Origin of the sequence: Mesorhizobium loti (genome assembly GCF_003148495.1) — a bacterium.
Taxonomy (GTDB): domain Bacteria; phylum Pseudomonadota; class Alphaproteobacteria; order Rhizobiales; family Rhizobiaceae; genus Mesorhizobium; species Mesorhizobium loti.
Genome location: NZ_QGGH01000003.1, coordinates 327963 through 349182 on the forward strand (window position 1 = coordinate 327963; position 21220 = coordinate 349182).

At 63.7% G+C, this 21220-nt stretch carries 18 protein-coding genes; 11 read left to right on the plus strand and 7 right to left on the minus strand.

Features of this window, described 5'->3' with window-relative positions; translation table 11 throughout:
- Positions 1 to 19: 19 nt before the first annotated feature.
- The 5 genes from C8D77_RS15080 (at position 20) to ppa (ending at position 3610) form a co-directional block, all read left to right on the plus strand.
- A complete protein-coding gene (locus C8D77_RS15080) occupies positions 20 to 817 on the plus strand; it encodes a TPM domain-containing protein (protein WP_425453735.1) in 798 nt (265 codons plus the stop codon).
- A gap of 4 nt (positions 818 to 821) precedes the next feature.
- Positions 822 to 1691, plus strand: coding sequence for a TPM domain-containing protein (locus tag C8D77_RS15085; protein ID WP_109665387.1), 870 nt, complete (start codon positions 822 to 824; stop codon positions 1689 to 1691).
- 9 nt (positions 1692 to 1700) lie between these two features.
- Positions 1701 to 2339 carry a TPM domain-containing protein gene (locus tag C8D77_RS15090; RefSeq protein WP_109664274.1) on the plus strand — a complete coding sequence of 213 codons (639 nt, stop codon included), beginning with the start codon at positions 1701 to 1703 and terminating at the stop codon, positions 2337 to 2339.
- 119 nt (positions 2340 to 2458) lie between these two features.
- On the plus strand, positions 2459 to 2965 hold the full coding sequence (locus tag C8D77_RS15095; protein WP_109664278.1) for a GNAT family N-acetyltransferase: 507 nt from the start codon (positions 2459 to 2461) through the stop codon (positions 2963 to 2965).
- A 111-nt stretch (positions 2966 to 3076) separates the two neighbouring features.
- Positions 3077 to 3610, plus strand: coding sequence for an inorganic diphosphatase (ppa, locus tag C8D77_RS15100; RefSeq protein ID WP_109664283.1), 534 nt, complete (start codon positions 3077 to 3079; stop codon positions 3608 to 3610).
- Positions 3611 to 3613: 3 nt separating this feature from the next.
- Here ppa and C8D77_RS15105 read toward each other — a convergent pair whose 3' ends face one another.
- Positions 3614 to 4207 carry a hypothetical protein gene (locus C8D77_RS15105; protein WP_109665390.1) on the minus strand — a complete coding sequence of 198 codons (594 nt, stop codon included), beginning with the start codon at positions 4205 to 4207 and terminating at the stop codon, positions 3614 to 3616.
- A 44-nt stretch (positions 4208 to 4251) separates the two neighbouring features.
- A complete protein-coding gene (locus C8D77_RS15110; RefSeq protein WP_109664286.1) occupies positions 4252 to 4869 on the minus strand; it encodes a TetR/AcrR family transcriptional regulator in 618 nt (205 codons plus the stop codon).
- A 73-nt stretch (positions 4870 to 4942) separates the two neighbouring features.
- On the opposite strand from C8D77_RS15110, the gene C8D77_RS15115 reads away from it, so the two are divergent.
- Complete coding sequence (locus C8D77_RS15115) at positions 4943 to 6226, plus strand: MFS transporter (RefSeq protein WP_109664290.1); 1284 nt, start codon at positions 4943 to 4945, stop codon at positions 6224 to 6226.
- 127 nt (positions 6227 to 6353) lie between these two features.
- Positions 6354 to 7913, plus strand: coding sequence for an alkaline phosphatase D family protein (locus tag C8D77_RS15120; protein WP_425453736.1), 1560 nt, complete (start codon positions 6354 to 6356; stop codon positions 7911 to 7913).
- Between the two features lie 48 nt (positions 7914 to 7961).
- Here the strand turns inward: C8D77_RS15120 and C8D77_RS15125 are convergent, their stop codons facing one another.
- Positions 7962 to 8243 (minus strand): hypothetical protein, encoded by a 282-nt coding sequence (locus C8D77_RS15125; RefSeq protein WP_245468744.1) that lies wholly within the window; start codon positions 8241 to 8243, stop codon positions 7962 to 7964.
- A 197-nt stretch (positions 8244 to 8440) separates the two neighbouring features.
- Between C8D77_RS15125 and typA the strand changes: the two genes are divergently transcribed.
- Positions 8441 to 10270, plus strand: a complete 1830-nt coding sequence (gene typA, locus C8D77_RS15130) for a translational GTPase TypA (RefSeq protein WP_109664297.1) — start codon at positions 8441 to 8443, stop codon at positions 10268 to 10270.
- A gap of 61 nt (positions 10271 to 10331) precedes the next feature.
- On the opposite strand, the gene C8D77_RS15135 is transcribed toward typA, so the two are convergent.
- Positions 10332 to 10958, minus strand: a complete 627-nt coding sequence (locus tag C8D77_RS15135) for a DUF1062 domain-containing protein (RefSeq protein ID WP_109664300.1) — start codon at positions 10956 to 10958, stop codon at positions 10332 to 10334.
- A gap of 395 nt (positions 10959 to 11353) precedes the next feature.
- Between C8D77_RS15135 and C8D77_RS15140 the strand changes: the two genes are divergently transcribed.
- Positions 11354 to 11968 (plus strand): LysE family translocator, encoded by a 615-nt coding sequence (locus C8D77_RS15140; RefSeq protein ID WP_109664303.1) that lies wholly within the window; start codon positions 11354 to 11356, stop codon positions 11966 to 11968.
- Positions 11969 to 11977: 9 nt separating this feature from the next.
- Here the strand turns inward: C8D77_RS15140 and C8D77_RS15145 are convergent, their stop codons facing one another.
- Positions 11978 to 12304, minus strand: coding sequence for a YciI family protein (locus C8D77_RS15145; protein WP_109665394.1), 327 nt, complete (start codon positions 12302 to 12304; stop codon positions 11978 to 11980).
- 136 nt (positions 12305 to 12440) lie between these two features.
- On the minus strand, positions 12441 to 13004 hold the full coding sequence (locus C8D77_RS15150) for a peroxidase-related enzyme (protein ID WP_109664308.1): 564 nt from the start codon (positions 13002 to 13004) through the stop codon (positions 12441 to 12443).
- A gap of 135 nt (positions 13005 to 13139) precedes the next feature.
- Here C8D77_RS15150 and C8D77_RS15155 point away from each other — a divergent pair, with 135 nt between their 5' ends.
- On the plus strand, positions 13140 to 17954 hold the full coding sequence (locus tag C8D77_RS15155; protein WP_109664312.1) for an NAD-glutamate dehydrogenase: 4815 nt from the start codon (positions 13140 to 13142) through the stop codon (positions 17952 to 17954).
- Positions 17955 to 18088: 134 nt separating this feature from the next.
- Positions 18089 to 19465, plus strand: coding sequence for an MFS transporter (locus C8D77_RS15160; protein WP_109664316.1), 1377 nt, complete (start codon positions 18089 to 18091; stop codon positions 19463 to 19465).
- A 134-nt stretch (positions 19466 to 19599) separates the two neighbouring features.
- On the opposite strand, the gene purH is transcribed toward C8D77_RS15160, so the two are convergent.
- Positions 19600 to 21216, minus strand: coding sequence for a bifunctional phosphoribosylaminoimidazolecarboxamide formyltransferase/IMP cyclohydrolase (gene purH, locus C8D77_RS15165; RefSeq protein ID WP_109664319.1), 1617 nt, complete (start codon positions 21214 to 21216; stop codon positions 19600 to 19602).
- Positions 21217 to 21220: the final 4 nt, after the last annotated feature.

Below are 21220 nucleotides of genomic sequence, written 5' to 3' on the forward strand. Positions count from 1 at the left end.
CGATGAGGGGCGACGCGTCATTCGTCTTGTCGCCGTCGTGCTCCTCATCCTTGTGCTGCCGTTCTCGGCCCTCGCCGCCGATCTGCCGGCGCTGACCGGCCGTGTCGTCGACAATGCCGGCATCATCGATGCCGCGACCAAGGCGGCGCTGACGCAGAAGCTCGCCGATTTCGAGACAAAAGGTTCCGACCAGATCGTCGTCGCGACGATCCCCAGCCTCGCCGGCGAAGAGATCGAGCCCTACGCGAACCGGCTGTTCCGCTTCTGGAAGCTCGGCCAGGCGAAGGAAAACAATGGCGTCCTGCTGCTGGTCGCGCCGAACGACCGCAAGATGCGCATCGAGGTCGGTTATGGGCTGGAAGGCACGCTGACCGACCTGCACACCAAGCTGATCATCGAAAACGACATGGTGCCGGCATTCCGCGCCGGCGATTTCTCCGGCGGCATAGAAAAGGCCGTCGACGACATGATCATGGTGCTGGAAGGCAATCCGGAGGAGCTGGAGGCGCGCGGCGAGCGCAACCAGCAGGCCCCTTTCAATTCCGACGACCTGTTCTTCGCCGTCTTCATCAGCATCTGGGCAATCATCTTCTTCGGCAGCATCGCGGTTTCCGTCCTGCCGCCGATCTTCGGCCAGAAGCTTGGTCCTGGCCGATATCGCTGGCTCGGCATGACCTTCGAGCCAAGCCGGCGATCCTCCAGCGGCGGCTGGTCGTCGGGAAGCTCCGGCGGCGGCTGGTCTTCGGGTGGTGGTGGCGGCGGCTTTTCCGGCGGCGGCGGTTCGTCCGGCGGCGGCGGCTCGTCGGGAAGCTGGTGACGGCATGACGACACGCAGCACCAGCCTGTCGAGGCCCGGCCGCTTCGCTTCGGTTGTTCTGACGGCTGTGGCCGTGCTGTTCTCCTGTTTCATGGCCTGGGCCGCCGACCTGCCGGCGCTGACCGGCCGTGTCGTCGACAATGCCGGCATCATCGACGACGCGACCAAGGCGGCGCTGACGCAGAAGCTTGCCGATTTCGAGACAAAGGGTTCCGACCAGATCGTCGTCGCGACGATCCCCAGCCTCGACGGCGAGGAGATCGAACCTTACGCCAACCGGCTGTTCCGCTTCTGGAAACTCGGCCAGGTCGGCGAAAACAACGGCGTTCTGCTGCTGGTGGCCAAGAACGACCGCAAGATGCGCATTGAGGTCGGCTACGGTCTGGAAGGCACGCTGACCGACCTGCACACCAAGCTGATCATCGAAAACGACATGGTGCCGGCCTTCCGCGCCGGCGATTTCTCCGGCGGCATCAGCAAGGCCGTCGACGACATGGTCATGGTGCTGGAAGGCAATCCGGAAGAACTGGAAGCGCGGGGCAAGCGCAATCCCGACGATGACAGTACCTCCATCGCCCCCGTCGTCGCGGTGTTCCTGATCGTGTGGGGGACGATGTTGTTCGGCGGCCTGGCGATTGCGTTCCTGCCGCCGATGTTCGGCACAAAGCTGGCGCCGGGCGTGTACAAATGGCTGGGCATGACGTTTCGTTACGGCCACGGGCCGGGCGGCGCCTGGGTAACGGGTTCGTCATCGGGCAGCGGCTGGTCGTCGGGGAGTTCCGGCGGCAGTTGGTCTTCGGGGTCAAGCAGCGGTGGCGGGTTTTCCGGCGGCGGCGGCTCGTCGGGTGGTGGCGGTTCTTCAGGAGGCTGGTGAGACAAGATCATGGCAACACGACCAATCAGTCCGCAGGATCATGAGCGCATCGCCACGGCGATCCGCGCTGCCGAATCGAAAACCGACGGCGAGATCTATTGCGTCGTGGCGCATGCCAGCGACGGCTATTTCTTCCCGGCCGCCTTCATGGCGACCGTAGGCATGCTGATCGTCAGTCTGGCGGTCGGCTATGGGCTGGAGGCATGGTGGCTGTCGATCCGGCTGCCGCATTTCATCCTCGCCCAGCTGCTGGCGCTGGCCTGCGTGCTGGCCTTGTTGTGGGTGCTGCCTGGCCTGCGCATCCATCTGGTGCCGAGGCGGCTGCGCTATCAGGCGGCGCACGCCAATGCGATCAAGCAGTTCCTTGCCCGCAATGTCCACCGCACCATGGCGCGCACCGGTGTGCTGGTCTTCGTCTCGATCACTGAGCGCTATGCCGAAGTGGTCGCCGACTCGGGCATCGACGCCAAGGTCGGCCAGCATGTCTGGGATGGCGTCGTGCGCGATCTGACCGCGCATGCCGGCGACGACCGGCTTGCAGACGGCTTCGTCAAGGCGATCGAGCAGGTGGGCGCGGTGCTGGCCGAGCATTTCCCGGTCACGGCGGGCGACAGCAACGAGCTGGACGATCATCTCGTAGAGATTTGAGGCCTTTCCACAGAGGCGTCGAAGGCCTCTCACCGAGGCGATGATCGCCTGTGAGAAAGCGGTCGGCGGGGCGTCCGGACTCTTGCAATCGGGCGATGCGGGTTTATGGTTAACAAATCATGAATACGCTGACGATCGACATCCGGAAAGCCGACCCGCGCGATGCCAGTGCCATCGCCGAGGTGCATCTGGAGGCATGGCGCGGCGCCTATTCCGGCATCATTCCGCACCGTACCCTGACATCGATGATCAACCGTCGTGGCGCCGACTGGTGGGCGAACGCGATTCGCCGCGCCGCCACGGTTCTGGTGGTCGAGATAGGCGGCAAGATCGCCGGCTATGCGACGATCGGCAAGAACCGCGCCCGTGAACTGCGCCAGCAGGGCGAAATCTACGAATTGTACCTGCGCCCGGAATATCAGGGCATCGGGCTTGGCAGCCGCCTGTTCGCGGCAGCCAGGGCGCGTCTGGCCGATCACGGGCTAAAAGGCATGGTGGTGTGGGCGCTGGAAGACAACCAGAACGCGCTTGCCTTCTATGCCGGCGCCGGCGGCCGCGATGTCGCCGAGGGCGTCGAGGTCTTCGAGCAGAAGGCGCTGAAGAAGGTCGCTTTCGTCTGGGAATGACAGACCGGCCTTTCGGCCCCCCGCGTCTTCCGATCGCACCAGCACCATTCGCCGCATTGCGCCGCGCGGCAGCGCCCGCTATCGATCTCTCATCAAAAGAGGGACAAAGCCATGCGCATCGAAGCCATAGCCATCGGAAAGAATCCGCCTGAGGACATCAACGTCATCATCGAGGTGCCGATCGGCGGCGAGCCGATCAAGTACGAGATGGACAAGGAAGCCGGCACGCTGTTCGTCGACCGCTTCCTGCACACCTCGATGCGCTACCCCGGCAATTACGGCTTCGTGCCGCACACGCTGTCGGGTGACGGCGATCCGATCGACGTGCTGGTCTGCAATACGCGCGCGCTGGTGCCCGGCTGCGTCATCAATGTCAGGCCGATCGGCGTGCTTGTGATGGAAGACAATGCCGGCCAGGACGAGAAGGTGATCGCCGTGCCGTCACCGAAGCTGACGCTGCGCTACGAAAACGTCACCGAATACACCCAACTGCCCGACATCACCCGCCAGCAGGTGCAGCACTTCTTCGAGCACTACAAGGATCTCGAGCCCGGCAAATGGGTCAAGATCGAAGGCTGGCACGATTCCAAATATGCCAAGAAGATGATCGTCGACGCGATCGAGCGGGCAAAGGCGGCTAAGTAGCGCTCAGTTATCGACCCGCCCAAAGGGCGGCACATTGCCGATGACGGTGTGCCGGTCCTTGCCGCAGGCGAAGGTGCGCGCCTTCTCGTCGGCGAGCTTGCGTGCCTGATCGTTGGCCTTTGGGTTGCCGGTGGCCAGCACCAGGCCAACGGTGCAGCCATCGCGGGCATCCATCTGTGCGACCTTGGCAACGAGCAGCACATCCGTCGATTTTTTCTCATCCTCGGGATTGCTGACCGTGCGGCGGTGGATGACCGCGAAGGGCACGGCCTTGTCGCCGGTCGTTTCGATGCGCCATTCGATCTTGCCACCGGATGAGTTGAAGGCGGAAAAACTCTCCCACGCTGACATCATGTCGTCGCCGGGCGGAAACCCGTAGAACAGCGACTCACGGTCGTCGTCATAGGCGATCAGCACGGGATAGCCGCGATAGCCGGAGCAGGCGAGATCGGCCCAGTCGCCGTCGCTTTCTCCGGCCTGCGCGTAGGTCACGCAGTCCTTCTTCGAGTCGAGATCGGTATAGGCGCTTGATATGTCGCCGGCATGGGCTGCCTGGCAGAGAACGGCGAGGGTGAGCGGAATCAGCAGGCTGCGCATCGCGGGCATCTCCGTTGGAGGCCATCGCAGCGTAGCGCCAAATGCTATTTCTTCAAGCTGGCTTCAATCAGCAGATCGGCGTTGCGTGCGACCGCCTGCGCCGGGCCGCCGAGCCCGAACAACTGGCCGCTGATATAGGCGCCCTCGATCAGCAGCAGCAGGCCGTCGCCCAGCGTGTCAGGGTCTTGCGCGCCCATCGCAACCGCCATGGCGCGCAGCCGGCGGCGCAGTTCCTGCTTGTTGGCCTCGCTGACCACGCGGGCCGGATGGCTGTGGTCGGGATATTCGACGGCCGCATTGGTCATGCCGCAGCCGCGATAGTCCGCCACTTGCGTGCGCTTGCCGATGCGGGTCAGGAACGCCTTGATCTGGGCGCGCGGGTCGCCGGGATGAGCGGCGACCGCCTCGTCGAAACGCTCCCAGTATTCGAGGTCGTATTGCCTGAGATAGGAAGCGGCCAGCTCATCCTTGGACGGAAAGCTGCGATAGAGGCTGGGCTTGGTGACGCCGGCGCGTTTGACGATCTCGTCGACGCCGATCGCCCTGATGCCGCGCCGGTAGAACAAGTCATACGCCACATCGAGGATCTTCTTGGCGGCTTTCGGCGGCGCCGACTCATGACCGTCGCTGATGGTCAGTTCAATATTTTTGTCCGTTGGCATCGCGTGACTCGATTGACAATGTTACCGATCGGTACGTATACATACTCCACCCTGCAACGTACCGGTCAGTAACATGATAGCTCAATCCCGCCCATTTGGCCAGCGCTACGCCTTCGTCGTGGTTGGCGTGATCTTCCTCTGCCTGCTGGTCGCGGCCGGCTTGCGCTCGGCGCCCGCCGTCATGATGCTGCCGCTGGAGAACAGTTTCGGCTGGCGGCGCGACGTCATCTCGCTGGCCGCCGGTGTCGGCATCCTGCTCTACGGTCTGACGGGGCCATTTGCCGCAGCCTTGATGGAGCGCATCGGACTGCGCCGCACGCTGCTGGCCTCGTTGGTGGTAATGTCGGGCTCTACCGCGCTCAGCCTGCTGATGACCAAGCCCTGGCACCTGTTCGTCACCTGGGGCGTGTTCTCGGGCATTGGTTCCGGCGCTGTCGCCAGCGTGCTTGGCGCCACCATCGTCAATCGCTGGTTCAAGACCAATCGCGGTCTCGTCATGGGATTGATGTCGGCCTCCAGCGCCTCCGGCATGCTGGTGTTCCTGCCGCTGATCGCCGCGTTGGCGCAGTCGGGCGGCTGGCAGCCGGTCGTCATTGCGGTCGCAATCGCCACCGCTGCCCTGATACCGCTGGTCTGGCTGCTGGTGCCGGAGCGGCCGGCTTCGATCGGCATGGTGCGCTACGGCGCCGAGGCCGACGACGTGCCGCCGACATCGCCAGCGTCGCAAGGCAATTTCCTCGCGCACACGCTCAACACGCTGCGCCGCGCCGCCGGCACAAGGGTGTTCTGGTATCTGTTCGCCACCTTCTTCGTCTGCGGCTTCACCACCAACGGCCTGGTCGGCACCCATCTGATCGCATTTTGCGGCGACATGGGCATTGGCGAGGTTCAGGCTGCCGGCCTGCTGTCGATGATGGGCATCTTCGACCTGATCGGCACGACATTGTCGGGCTGGCTTACCGACCGCTACGACCCGCGCAAGCTGCTCGGCGTCTATTACGGCATCCGTGGCCTGTCGCTGATCTATCTGCCCTATTCCGGCTTCTCGGCGACCAGCCTGATCATCTTCGCCGTGCTCTACGGCCTCGACTGGATCGCCACCGTGCCGCCGACGCTGAGGCTTGCCAATGAGGCGTTCGGCGATCGCAGCGGGCCGATCGTGTTCGGCTGGATCGTCGCCGGCCACCAGATCGGTGCGGCCACCGCCGCCGCCTTTGGTGGCACCATGCGCGAGTTGCAGGGCAATTACGAACTGGCCTTCCTGATTGCCGGCATGACGGCGATTGCCGCGGCGTGTATCTCGCTGCTGATCAATACCAGCCGTCCCGCCTTCGATCCCGAGCCCCAGGCCGCCTAGCCGGGGCCGGCCTTGCCGGTGCGTTGTCAGAAAAACTTCATCATCCCGAGATGCGCCTGAAACATTGACGCTGGACCTTGGTGGCACCGTTCAAGCCATCCAGGAGACAGCCGTGAACAAGCTCTCGATGACCCGCCGCGCCTTCGTCACCTCCGCCAGCGCCGCCGGCCTGGTTGGCGTCTCGAGCCTGGCGCTGCCTTATTATTCGCGCGCCAGTCAGCGGCCGGCCTTCACCCATGGCGTCCAGTCAGGCGATGTCGACGCAACCAGCGGCATGGTGTGGACGCGCACCGACCGCCCGTCGCGCGTCATGTTCGAGGTGTCGTCGACTGAGAATTTCGCCAATGCGACACGCCTGGCACCGCTCGATACCTCGCCGGCCAGCGACTACACGGTCAAGCGGCTGCTCACCGACCTCGCTTCCGATCAGGATATCTTCTACCGCATGACAGCTGCCGATCTTGCCGACATCAACGCCGTTTCCGAGCCGATCACCGGCCGCTTCAGGACGGCGCCGGCTTCGAAGCGCGACATCCGCTTTGCCTGGTCGGGCGACACAGCCGGCCAGGGCTGGGGCATCGACGAGACCGGCATGAAGACCTACGCCACGATCGGCAAGCACACGCCCGACTTCTTCCTGCATTCGGGCGACACCATCTATGCCGACGGCGCGATGAAGGACGAGGTCGACCTGCCCGGCGGCGGCAAGTGGAAGAACGTCGTGCTGATCGACGGCAAGCGCAAAGTCGCCGAGACGCTGGATGAGTACCGGGACCAGTGGAAATACAACATGATGGACAGGAACGTGCTCGGCCTGAGCGCCATCTGCCCGACCTTCTACCAGTGGGACGACCACGAGGTGCTCAACAACTGGTCGGATTCGAAGGACCTCAGCGCCGACAATCGCTACACGGAGAAATCCATCCACGTGCTGGCGGCCCGTGCGGCGCGCGCCTTCCATGAAATGACGACGATCCGCTACGAACCCTCGGAGCCCGGCCGGGTCTATCGCAAGATCGCCTACGGGCCGCTGCTCGACGTGTTCTTCCTCGACATGCGCTCCTATCGCGGGCCCAACGGTCCGGACATGCAAGATGAGATGACGCCGCAATCGCGCATGCTGGGCGAACAGCAGACGAAATGGCTGAAGCGCGAACTGGCGAATTCGAAGGCGACCTGGAAAATCATCGCCGCCGACATGCCGCTCGGCCTCGTCGTCTGGGACGATGGTACCAAGAAGGTCGGCGCCGAAGCGGTCAGCAATGGCGACAATGGCCTGCCAAAAGGGCGCGAGCTCGAGATCGCCGACCTGCTGCGCTTCATCAAGAATGCCGGCATCAGCAACACCGTCTGGCTGACCGCCGACGTGCATTACACGGCCGCGCACTACTACAACCCGGACAAGGCGCAGTTCCAGGAGTTCAACCCGTTCTGGGAATTCGTCTCAGGCCCGATCCACGCCGGCACGTTCGGTCCCAACGATTTCGACATGACGTTCGGCCCGGAGCTGAAGTTCATCAAGGCGCCGAGCGCCGAGCAAGGCCAGAACCTGCCGCCATCGGCTGGCCTGCAATTCTTCGGGCTGGTCGATATCAACGGCGCCAGCGAGCAGATGACCGTGCGGCTGATGGATCGCGACGACAACGAGCTCTACAAGGTGACGCTCGACCCGGTGCGGTCGGCGTAAGCGCGGTCGGTTGGAAAAGCGTGTCGCGCGCGCCAAGCGCGCGGCATCTTAGTCCGGATAGCAGACCATCGGAATGTTCGGCCACACGGCACTGTCGCAGTTGGCGCTGACCTGCCGCTGCTTGAAGGCGGCGCTGACCGGGCCGGTCACCATCGGGTCGACGCCATCGGGTGCATCGGCAAAGGTCTGTTCGGCCGTCTGCGTGTCGGACTGCGCAACGGGGCGCACCTCGCGCAGCGACGCGGCCGACTGGGCGGCGTTGGCCGCCAGCAGGACGGCGAAGGCCGCAGACGCGATGAGCGGCCAAAATCGGTTGAGTTTATCGGTCATGACGTTCGAACTGCCCGGGCCCCGAAAGGTTCCCGCCTTGGTTAACAAAATCATCTCACACGCAGATGCTTAAGATTTGATGAGTATTTGGTGTCGCGCTTCCTCTTTCGCAACTGCGAAAAACCCTGTATGAGCCGCGCAACCGAAAGAGGCAGCGCCTTTTGGCCTGCTGCCTGCAACGCTTCCGAGACCAGAACATGAAAATCCGTAATATCGCGATCATCGCGCACGTCGACCATGGAAAAACCACCCTTGTCGACCAATTGCTCCGGCAATCCGGCTCCTTTCGCGACAATCAGCGCGTCGCCGAGCGCGCCATGGATTCCAACGATCTCGAAAAGGAACGCGGCATCACCATCCTTGCCAAGGCGACCTCGGTCGATTGGAAGGATACCCGCATCAATATCGTCGACACCCCCGGCCACGCCGATTTTGGCGGCGAGGTCGAGCGCATCCTGTCGATGGTCGATTCAGCTATCGTGCTGGTTGACGCCGCAGAAGGGCCGATGCCGCAGACCAAATTCGTCGTCGGCAAGGCACTCAAGGTCGGCCTGAAGCCGATCGTCGTCATCAACAAGATCGACCGCCCGGACGCCCGCCATGTCGAGGTGGTCAACGAAGTGTTCGACCTGTTTGCAGCGCTCGACGCCACCGACGAGCAGCTCGACTTCCCGATTCTGTACGGTTCAGGCCGTGACGGCTGGGTTTCGGAAAATCCGGAAGGCCCCAAGGATCAGGGCCTGGCGCCGCTGTTCGACCTGGTCATCAAGCATGTGCCGGCGCCGACCGTGCATCCCGGCCCGTTCCGCATGATCGGCACCATCCTGGAAGCCAATCCGTTCCTAGGCCGCATCATCACCGGCCGCATCGAGTCAGGCACGCTGAAGTCCAACCAGCCGGTCAAGGTGCTGCACCATGACGGCACGCTGGTCGAAACCGGCCGTATCTCCAAGATCCTCGCTTTCCGCGGTCTCGAACGCCAGCCGATCGAAGAAGCCCAGGCGGGCGACATCGTCGCCATTGCCGGCCTCTCGAAAGGCACCGTCGCCGACACGTTCTGCGATCCGGCGGTGAGCGAGCCGCTGCATGCGCAGCCGATCGATCCGCCGACCGTGACCATGTCGTTCCTGGTCAACGATTCGCCGCTGGCCGGCACCGAAGGCGACAAGGTGACCAGCCGCGTTATCCGCGACCGTCTGCTGCGCGAGGCCGAAGGCAATGTCGCGCTGAAGATCGAGGAGTCACCGGACAAGGATTCGTTCTTCGTCTCCGGCCGGGGCGAATTGCAGCTGGCCGTGCTGATCGAAACGATGCGCCGCGAAGGCTTTGAAATCGCCGTGTCGCGTCCGCGCGTCGTCATGCAGAAGGGCGAAAATGGCGACCTGCTCGAGCCGGTCGAGGAAGTCGTCATCGACGTCGATGAGGAACATGCCGGCATCGTCGTGCAGAAGATGTCGGAGCGCAAAGCCGAGATGGTCGAGCTGCGTCCGTCCGGCGGCAACCGCCAGCGCATCGTCTTCCACGCGCCGACGCGCGGCCTGATCGGCTACCAGTCGGAACTGTTGACCGACACGCGCGGCACCGCCGTGATGAACCGGCTGTTCCATGCGTATGAGCCCTACAAGGGCGAATTGCCGGGCCGCACCAACGGCGTGCTGATCTCCAACGAGCAGGGCGAGGCGGTGGCTTACGCCATGTGGAACCTGGAAGACCGCGGCCCGATGGTCATCGATCCCGGCGTCAAGGTCTATCAGGGCATGATCATCGGTATCCATTCCAGAGACAACGATCTCGAAGTGAACGTGCTCAAGGGCAAGAAGCTGACCAACATCCGCGCCGCCGGCAAGGATGAAGCGGTCAAGCTGACGCCGCCGATCCGCATGACGCTGGAGAAGGCCTTGGCCTGGATCCAGGACGACGAACTGGTCGAGGTGACGCCGAAGACGATCCGTCTGCGCAAGCTCTATCTCGATCCGAACGAGCGCAAGCGCTTCGAGAAGTCGGCCAAGGCGGTCGGCGCGGCGTAAGTTCGCTATTTTTCCAACAACCGAGAGGGGCGGAGCAAACCAGTGCTCCGCCCCTTTTTGTTCATCCACCGGCAGCCGAGATGATGGTCTGCCGATCGGCCTCGCCGGTCAGATCGATGCGGATCGTCATAGCCTCGCGGGCCGGCTTGCGCAGGGCCTTCGCCCCATCCCGGCCAAGGATCAGCACTCGCTTCTCTTCCAGCGCCTGAAGCCGTGATCGCGAGATGCCGAGTTCGCCGGCGAGCAGCCGGTCGAGCCGCAGCGATGTCGGCATTTCGAGCCCAAGCTGGAGTTCCAACATAGTTGCGGTTTCCCTGGTGTCGCCGAGCCGGCGCTTGTGAACGGCGACATCGGGGAATTCCTCGACGCGCCCCACTTGGTTTCGCAGCGCGATGACGTTGAAAGCATAACGCCGGGCGAGCGCCGGATCGTTGCTTTCCAGTGCTTGCAGCAGCGTCGGGTCGATGTCGCGGCGGTTGCAGCGCTCGAAAATGCCGAGATTCCAGGAATTGTCGCAGTCGACGCAGCGATAGATCAGCCACACGTCGATGCGCTTGCCATTGGCGTTGACGCGGAATTTTCCGCTGCTGCAATAGGCTTTTACAGTGCCGCAGCGATTGCAGTTGATGAGCGGTCGAGGTGGGGTTTTGGGTACGATCGCCCAGTGGATGCGTAGAAGTCCAGACATGCCGATAAGCCCTTCCCGTCGGGAAGTTCATCAGGTCGGCGATGTCGAGATGCCCATGCGGGCGCGGCGTGGCGGTCGCTTGCTATGATCGGAAATCAGATGTCACGGGCGGCAGCGCGCGACAACGGTTCAGCAGTGCCAAACCGGTCTCGAACCGCCGCCCAGAAGAACACATGAACATGAAAACAGACACCACGAATGCGGTGTCATGCCTTGTGTCGGGGGAGTTGACGAGACCGGTGGCTACGTAGGCAAAGTGAAGCTCAAAATTGTTTCGCGGCGGCCTTTCTAGCCGCGAGATACCGGACCGACAAGCGCCTTTTTGTCGGTGCTACCGCAGCCGAGCCACTTGCGCTAATGTCTGATATCGAAGGTTTTCAACAGAGACCCCGGCCATGCACCTCACCTCGCTCCTCATCTTCGCCGCCGCTCTTTTCGTTGCCGCCGGTTCACCCGGTCCGTCGATCGCGGCGCTCGTCGCGCGCGTCATCTCGAAAGGCTTTCGCGACGTGTTCCCGTTCCTGCTTGCCATGTGGATCGGCGAGGGGATCTGGCTGTCGCTGGCGGTGTTCGGGCTGGCCGTCGTGGCACAGACCTTCCATTTCGCCTTCGTCATCGTGAAATGGGTCGGCGTTGCCTACCTCGCCTACCTCGCCTGGAAGATGTGGACCGCCCCTGTCGATGCGAAAGAAGGCGAGATGCCGCGCGAGGATTCTCCGGCAAAGCTGTTCTTCGCCGGCATGGCGGTGACGCTCGGCAACCCCAAGATCATGATGTTCTACCTGGCGCTGCTGCCGACCATCATCGACCTCGCTTCGGTCAGCATCGTCGGCTGGGTCGAGCTGACGGCGACCATGGCTGTGGTGCTGGTCGCCATCGATCTCACCTGGGTGCTCGCTGCATCACAGGCGCGCAAGCTCCTGAAGAGCAAGCGCGCCATGAAGATCGCCAACCGCATCAGCGCCACGACGATGGCCGGCGCGGCGGCGGCCATCGCGGCGCGGTCCTGAGCCGAAGCGTCAACCCATCATATTGATGATCGGCGCGATCTCGACGTTGCAGTTCGGCTCCGCCAGGATCGGACAGTCCCTGGCCTTGCTGGCAGCGTCGTCGATGTCCCTGGCCTCGATGATCGAGTAGCCGCCGGTCGGGTTGCTGCCGCCATTGTTCTCGATCTTGCCACCGGGCAAGACGCTCTTCGACATGCCAACCGGATTGCCGCGGTCGACCACGGCCGAACCAAGCTTTGCGAACCAGCCTGTCCAGGCGTCCGTCATCGCCTTGCGTTCCACCTCGGTCGTCGGCATCTTGCCCGAGCCGTGATAGACGTAGAGAAACTGTGCCATGTTCTCCTCCCTTGATGAGCGGCATCGAACCGGCATGCGGTCACGCCGCCTGCCGATCATCGGACCAAACCGGCAAACAAGCAACGAGAATGCGAAATTGCTAATATAACAGCGGCCTGGCCCCAGCCGCCGAACTTCACCGCGCCATGGCGTGGTATTCGTCGTTCGGCCGCATGTCGATCGCCGCGGCCACCCGGTTCGACATGTTGAAGAAGGCCGCGGTCGAGGCTATGTCCCAGATATCGCGGTCGGTGAAGCCAGCCTTACGCAGCGTGGCCCGGTCAGCCTCGACGACCTTCGCCGGCTCCTCCGTCAGCTTGGCGGCAAATTCGAGCATCGCCGCCTGCTTCGGCGAAAGATCGGCGGCGCGGAAATTCATCACCATCATCTCGCCAAGCGCCGGGTCGCCGGACAGCTGACGCACCGCCGCGCCATGCGCGGTCAGGCAATAATAGCAATGGTTGATCGAGGAGACGGCGACCGCGATCATCTCGCGTTCCAGCTTCGACAGGCCGGAATCACCCAGCATCAAATCGTTGTACATGTCGGTGAAGGCACGCAGCTTCTTGTCGTCGAAGGCGTAGGCGCGCAGCACGTTGGGAACCAGGCCGAGCTTCTCCTCGCATTTGGCGAAATAGGCTTTTGTCGCCTCGCTGAGCTCCGCCTGGCCAAGGTCAAGCGCGGTGATTTTGCCGGTCATGGGTCATTTCTCCTCGTTGCGCGGCATCTTGTCGCCGAATTCCGATATTTCTTTGCAAGCCGTCAAACCTTTGTCGCCAAACAGCGGTCATCTGCTACCATAGTCGTAAAAGCATTGACGGGAGGGAAGTGCGTCATGGCCAGCGTGAAATCCGCAGCTAAGCCGAAGAAAAAAGCCACGGCAGCGACAAAAGCGGAGGAAAGGCCAGCCAGGCTTGCCGACTATCTGCTCGCCCGCGCGCCGGCTGAAGACATCGCCACCTATGAAGCGGCCGACCTCGAACGCGCCGCCGATCTCGCTGGCAAGGCGATTGCCGTTCACAAAAAAGGCGAGTGCGTCGTCGCCGTGGATGCCGATTCCGGCGTTGTGCGAGACGGCCGCCCGGTGACAATTATCACGGTCGTCAACGACAACATGCCGTTCCTGTTCGATTCCATCCTCGGTGAGATCACCGAGACATCAGGCGAACCGACCCTGGTCACCCATCCGGTCATCGTGGTGCGCCACGGCAAAGCCGGTGTGGACGAAATCCTCGGCGACGGCAATTTCGCCAAGGACGACGGCAGCCACGACCGGTTGAGCGTCATCCATGTCCACATCCCGCGGCTGACCGCCGAGCAGGCGAACGGATTGACCGAGCGGCTGCGCAAGATGCTCGGCCAGGTTCACGCCGCCGTCAACGACTGGAAGCCGATGCTGGCCCGCCTCGATCAGGCGATCTCGGAGTTCCGCTATTCGGCGGTACCGCTCGACAAGAAGAGCGTTGCCGAGGCGATCGCCTTCCTCGAGTGGCTGCGCGACGACAATTTCACCTTCCTTGGCATGCGTGAGTTCAAATACACCGGCGGCGAGGAAAGCGGCACGCTGGAGCGCGCCGACAAGCCCGGTCTCGGCATCCTGTCCGATCCCGACGTGCTGGTGCTGAGGCGCGGCACCGAAGCGGTGACGACGACGCCCGAAATCCGCGCCTTCCTGCATGGGCCGGAGCCGTTGATCGTCACCAAGGCCAATGCCAAGTCGTCCGTGCACCGCCGCATCTATCTCGATTACATCGGTATCAAGACCTACACCGCCAAGGGCACGCTCGCGGGCGAATTGCGTATCGTCGGCCTGTTCACCTCGACCGCCTACACGCGCTCGGTGATGAAGATCCCGTATCTCAGGTCCAAGGCCGAAACCATCATCGCCAAGTCCGGCTTCGACCGGCACGATCACTCCGGCAAGGCGCTGATCAATGTGCTGGAAAGCTATCCGCGCGACGAATTGTTCCAGGTGCCGGTGCCGATCCTGAGGAAGCATGCCGCCGCCATTCTCGGCCTGGTCGAGCGGCCGCGGGTGCGGGCGCTGGTGCGCGCCGACCAGTTCGACCGCTTCGTCTCGATCCTCGTCTTCGTGCCGCGCGACCGTTACGACAGCGTCGTGCGCGAGAAGATCGGCTTCTATCTGAAGACCGTATTCCAAGGCCGGCTGTCGGCCTACTACCCGGCCTTCCCCGAAGGTGGGCTGGCGCGCGTGCATTTCATCATCGGCCGTTCCGGCGGCAAGACGCCGAAGGTCGAGCAAGCGACGATCGAGGCGGCGATCCGCGACATCGTACGCACCTGGGAGGACGCCCTTTCCGATGCGGCGGAGGCCAGTGGCGCCGACCAGGCGTTGAAGAGCATTGCCGCGCGGCTGCCGGAAAGCTACCGCGATTCGTTCAGCGCGGCGGTGGCGCTGGCCGATGCCGGGCGCATCGCCAAGATCAGCGCCGGCAATCCGATCGCCATCGACTATTACCGCCATGCCGAGCAGAAGCCGCACCAGGCGGCACTGAAGATCTATCACCACGGCAGTCCGGTGGCGCTGTCGCGTCGGGTGCCGGTGCTGGAAAACATCGGCTTCCGCGTCATCAGCGAACGCACTTTCGCGGTCGGCGACGACCAGTCCGGCATGATCAATAGGGATCAGCCCGGCATGGTCTTCATCCACGACATGGAGCTGGAAAACAGCTACGGCAAGCCGATCGACCTTGCCGATGGCGGCGCGCTGTTCGAGGACGCATTCCTGTCCGTCTGGCGCGGCGACGTCGACAATGACGGCTATAACGGCCTTGCCCAGACCGCCGGGCTGTGGTCGGGCGAGATCACCATCCTGCGCGCCTATGGCCGCTATCTGCAGCAGGTCGGTATCCCGCAGAGCCAGGACTTCATCGCCGCCGTGCTCAACCGCTATCCCGACATCGCGCGCGGCCTGCATGCGCTGTTCATCTCCCGGCTTGGCCCGACAGCCGAGACCGAAGGTGTGGTGGCGGCAAAACACCTCAAGGCCAAGATCAAGGACGCGCTGGAGGATGTGCCGAATATCGACGACGACACCATCATTCGCCGCTACCTCAACCTGATCGAAGCCTCGCTGCGCACCAATCATTTCGTTGCCGATACGAAAGAGAAAGGCCAGTCGCTGGCGATCAAGCTCGATTCGCACGCGGTCGAGGGATTGCCGGCGCCGCGGCCGTGGCGGGAAATCTTCGTCTACGGCTCCGAGGTCGAAGGCCTGCATCTGCGCTTTGGCCCGGTGGCGCGCGGCGGCCTGCGCTGGTCGGACCGCGCCCAGGACTACCGCACCGAGGTGCTCGGCCTGGTCAAGGCGCAGCAGGTCAAGAATGCCGTCATCGTGCCGGTCGGCGCCAAGGGCGGCTTCTTCCCCAAGCGCCTGCCGGCAGGCGGCACCCGCGATGCGATCTTCGAGGCCGGCACGTCGGCCTACAAGAACTTCGTCTCCAGCCTGCTGTCTATCACCGACAATATCGGCCTCGACGGCGTCATCCCGCCGGCCGGTGTCGTGCGCCGCGACCCGGACGATCCATATTTCGTCGTTGCCGCCGACAAGGGCACGGCGACCTTCTCCGACACCGCCAACGCGATCAGCGAGAAGCATGGCTTCTGGCTCGACGACGCCTTCGCCAGCGGCGGCTCGGCCGGTTACGATCACAAGAAGATGGGCATCACCGCCAAGGGCGCCTGGGAAGCGGTCAAGCGGCATTTCCGCGAGATCAACCGCGACATCCAGACCTCGTCCTTCACCGTCGTCGGTGTCGGCGACATGTCGGGCGACGTGTTCGGCAACGGCATGCTTTTGTCGCCGAAGACCAGGCTGATCGCCGCCTTCGACCATCGCGACATCTTCATCGATCCCGATCCCGACATGGCGGCGTCGATGGCCGAGCGCGAGCGCATGTTCGCGCTGCCGCGCTCGAGCTGGCAGGACTATGACAAGACGAAACTGTCGGAAGGCGGCATCATCGTCTCGCGCAACCAGAAGTCGATCACCTTGCCGGCGGCAGCTGCGGCGGCGATCGGCTTGGCCAAGACCACCGCCACGCCGGTCGAGATCATGACCGCGATCCTCAAGGCGCCGGTCGATCTTCTCTGGTTCGGCGGTATCGGCACGTATTTGCGGGCATCCACCGAGACCAACGCCGAAGTCGGCGACCGCGCCAACGATGCCATCCGCATCACCGCGCTCGACGTGCGCGCCAAGGTCATCGGCGAGGGCGCCAATCTCGGCGTCACGCAGCGGGCACGCATCGAGTTCGGCATGAATGGCGGCCGCTGCAACTCCGACGCCATCGACAATTCGGGCGGCGTCAACTGCTCCGACGTCGAGGTCAACATCAAGATCGCGCTGGCGTCCGCCATGCTCAAGGGGTCGTTGACGCGCCCGGCACGCAACAAGCTTCTGGCCGAGATGACCGAGGAGGTCGGTTCGCTGGTGCTCTCCAACAACTACCAGCAGACGCTGGCGCTTTCGATCGCCCGCAAGCGCGGCCTCGCCGACATCGCGCATCAAAGCCGGTTCATGACGGCGCTGGAGGCGCGCGGCCTGCTCGACCGTGCGGTGGAGACGCTGCCGTCGCCGGCAGCACTTGCCGAGCGCGAAGCGCGCGGCGAGCCGCTGACCAGAGCCGAGCTCGGCGTGTTGCTCGCCTATGCCAAGATCGTGCTGTTTTCCGACATCGTCGCCAGCGACGTACCGGACGACGCGCATTTCGACCGCGACCTGATGGGCTATTTTCCCGACCGGATGGCGAAGAAATACGCCGCCGAGATCCATGGCCACAGGCTGCGCCGCGAGATCATCACGCGGGTCGTCGCCAACGATCTCGTCAATCGCGGCGGCCCATCCTTCGTCAACCGGTTGCAGGAAGCCACGGGGCGCACCGCCGCCGACGTCGTGCGTACCTTCGCGGTGGTGCGCGACGGGTTTGCCTTGCCAGCGCTCTATCGCGAGATCGACGCGCTCGACAACCAGATCGACGGTCAGGTGCAGCTCGATCTCTATCAGATGGTCAGCCGGCTGATCTATGTGACCAGCGGCTGGTATCTGAAGAACGATGCCGGCACGGCACCCCTTGGCCAGCGCATCACTGAGCTGCTGGAAGCCCGCAAGGCGCTGGATCCCAGGCTCGTTTCGCTGCTGCCGGCCTTCTCGCGTGAGCGGATCGAGGAGAAGCGGCACGGGCTGTTCAAGGCCGGCGCGCCGGAAAAGCTGGCCGAACAGCTGGCGCTGAGCGAGGTGGCGGAACTCATCCCCGACATCGCGCTGACGGCGCGCACCGCCGGCGCCGACATCGTCGCCGCGGCCAAGGCGTTCTTCGCGGTCAGTGATGCCTTCCGCATCCCGCGTGTCGAGGACGCGGCACGCTCGATCACGCCATCGGATTATTACGACCAGCTGGCGCTTTCGCGCGCGACCGACACGATCGGCGCCGCACGGCGTGGCATCGCGGTGGCGGCACTCACCGGCCACGCCAAGACGGCCGATCCGGTGGCCGCCTGGCTGGAAGCCGGCGGCGAGCGCGTGGCGCGCATCCGCGAGCGGCTGCAGGCGCTGACCGAGGGCGGCGACATCACCGTGTCGCGGCTGTCTGTCGCATCGGGGCTGATGAGCGATCTGACGGGGATGTGAGTGATTCGTTTGACGAGGTTGGCTCTGCCCGTTCGGTTGGGTGAGAAGCATCAACCGCGGTCGTTTGCATGCGCACGGGAAAACATGCAGACATGATGCCAACCGCCAGCGTTACGAAGGCGATCGGAGGGGATATGACCGAGGTAGCAGTGCAGCGTGCGTCTGGACGCGGCATCTGGGGATGGATGTTCTTCGACTGGGCAGCGCAGCCGTTCTTCACGGTCGTTACCACCTTCATCTTCGGGCCGTATTTCGTTTCGCGCATGGCAAGCGATCCAGTCACGGGCCAAATCGTCTGGGGTTATGGTATCGCGGCGGCCGGGTTGGCCATCGCCGTGCTGTCGCCGATCCTCGGCTCGATTGCCGATCAGACCGGGCCGCGCAAGCCGTGGATCGCATTCTTTGCCGCCATCAAGATCACCAGCCTTTGCCTGCTGTGGTTCGCCACCCCCGGTTCGAACCTGTTTCTGGTCGTGGCGTTGTTTTCGCTGGCATCGGTCGCGGCGGAATTCTCGACCGTGTTCAACGATTCGATGATGCCGCGCCTGGTGCCGAAGAGCGAAATCGGCAGGATTTCCAATGTTGCCTGGGGTCTCGGCTATCTCGGCGGCATGATTGCGCTGATCTTCGTCATTACATGCATGGCCGGCATCCCCGAAACCGGCAAGACGATCATCGGCATCGACCCGCTCTTCGGGCTCGACCCGAAGCTCGGCGAGGACGCCAGGGCCACCGGGCCGCTGTCAGCCGGCTGGTATTTCCTGTTCATCCTGCCGATGTTCTTTTTTACCCCCGATGCCCTCAAGGGCCTGCCGATCGGCCCGGCGGTGCGAGAGGGGTTGGCGGAGCTGAAAGTAACACTGGGTGAGGTGCGCAAGCGCAGCGGTATCTTCCGCTTCCTCGTCGCCCGCATGATCTATCAGGACGGCGTCAACGCGCTGCTTACGCAAGGCGCCGTATTTGCCGCGGCGATGTTCGGCTGGTCGATCACCGAGGTCGGCTTGTTCGGCATCATCCTCAACGTGGTAGCCATCTTCGGCTGCTGGATCGCCGCTTACCTTGATACCCGCCTAGGCTCCAAGGCGGTGGTGCTGATCTCGCTGGGAATGTTGACGATCGCGACCATCGGCATCATCTCGACCGGGCTCGGCTATACGCTGTTCGGCGCATTGCCGCTTTCCATTGCCGATTCGGGCGGCCTGTTCGGCACGGCGGCCGAGAAGGCATACATCCTCTACGGCCTGTTGATCGGGCTGGCCTTCGGGCCGGTTCAGGCGTCGTCGCGATCCTATATGGCGCGGAGCGTCACGGCGGCAGAATCCGGCCGCTATTTCGGCATCTATGCGCTGGCCGGCAGGGCAACCAGTTTCCTGGCGCCGTTCCTGTTTTCAACGATCTCCTTTGCCACGGGCTCGACGCGGCTCGGCATGGCGGTGATCATCCTGTTTCTCGGTGTCGGCATGGCGATCCTGATCAAGACGCCGTATCCGGCGGATCGGCCGGCGGAATAGCTTACCCTCCCCCTTGTAGGGAGGGTCGATCCGCGGAGCGGGGTAGGGGGCGGCGCTGCCCCTACCCTGTCTCTTGAATTTTGCTTCGCAAAAATCGTTCAACGACCCTCCCCGCGGGAGGAGGGTAAGGGGCCTCAATGCCGGAAATGCCTTACGCCGGTAAACACCATGGCGATGCCGTGCTCGTCGGCGGCGGCGATGACGTCCTTGTCGTTCATCGAACCGCCGGGCTGGATGACAGCGGTGGCGCCGGCGGCGATCGCCGACAGCAACCCGTCGGCGAAGGGGAAGAAGGCGTCGGAGGCGACGACTGAACCCTTGGTCAGCGGTTCGGCAAGGCCCGCGGCCTCGGCCGCGTCGAGCGCCTTGCGGGCGGCGATGCGTGAGGAATCGACCCTGCTCATCTGGCCGGCGCCGATGCCGACGGTTGCGCCGTCCTTAACGTAGACGATGGCGTTGGACTTGACGTGCTTGGCGATGCGGAAGGCGAATCTCAGGTCGGCCATTTCGGCCGGCGTTGGCGCGCGCTTCGTCACCACCTTCAGCTCGAGGTCATCGACCACGGCATTGTCCCGGCCCTGGACGAGCAGACCGCCGGCGACGGATTTGACCGTCGTGCCAGGCGTGCGCGGATCTGGCAGGCCGCCGGTGACCAGCAGGCGCAGGTTCTTCTTTGCCGCGACGACTGCCGCTGCCTCGTCGGTCGCGCCGGGCGCGATGATCACCTCGGTGAAGGTCTTGACGATCTCTTCCGCCGCCTCGGCGTCGAGGACGCGATTCACAGCGATGATACCGCCGAAGGCCGAGACCGGATCGCAGGCGAGCGCCTTGGCGTAGGCTGCCTTCAGCGAGGTGTCTTCAGCAACGCCGCAAGGGTTGGCGTGCTTGATGATGGCGACGGCGGCGGAGCGCGCCGGATCGAATTCACCGACCAGTTCGAAGGCAGCGTCGGTGTCGTTGATGTTGTTGTAGGACAGCTGCTTGCCCTGCAGCTGGCGCGCCGTGGCGACGCCCGGCCGCTTGTCGCCATTGACGTAGAAGCCGGCGCTCTGATGCGGGTTCTCGCCGTAGCGCATCACTTCGACCAGCCTGCCGCCAAAGGCGCGCCATGTCGGATGTTCGATCTCGAGCGCCTCGGCGAACCAGCCGGAGATCGCCGCGTCATAGGTAGCGGTGCGGGCAAAGGCCTTGGCCGCCAGCTTCTTGCGGAAATCCAGCGACAGCGAGCCGATGTTCATCGCCAGCGCATTCAGCACCGAGGCGTAGTCGCCGGGATCGGTGACGATGGCGACATAGGCGTGGTTCTTGGCCGAAGCGCGGATCATCGCTGGCCCGCCAATGTCGATGTTCTCGACGATCGATGCGTAGTCGGCGCCGGAGCGGCGAACCTCCTCGAACGGATAGAGATTGGAGACGACGAGATCGATCGGCTCGATGCCGTATTTGCGCATTGCCGCGGAATGCTCCGGATCGTCGCGCACGCCAAGCAGCGCGCCATGCACGCTGGGATGCAAGGTCTTGACGCGACCATCCATGATCTCGGGGAAACCGGTGAGCTCGGAGACATCGCGCACCGCCAGGCCCGCCTCGGTGATCGCCTTTGCCGTGCCGCCGGTCGAGACCAGCTCGACACCGGCTGCTGCCAGCGCTTTGGCGAAATCAATGAGGCCGGTCTTGTCGAAGACGGACAGCAGGGCGCGACGCACGGGGACGAGATCAGGTGCGGGAATGTTCTTGGCGGCGACGGCCATGGGC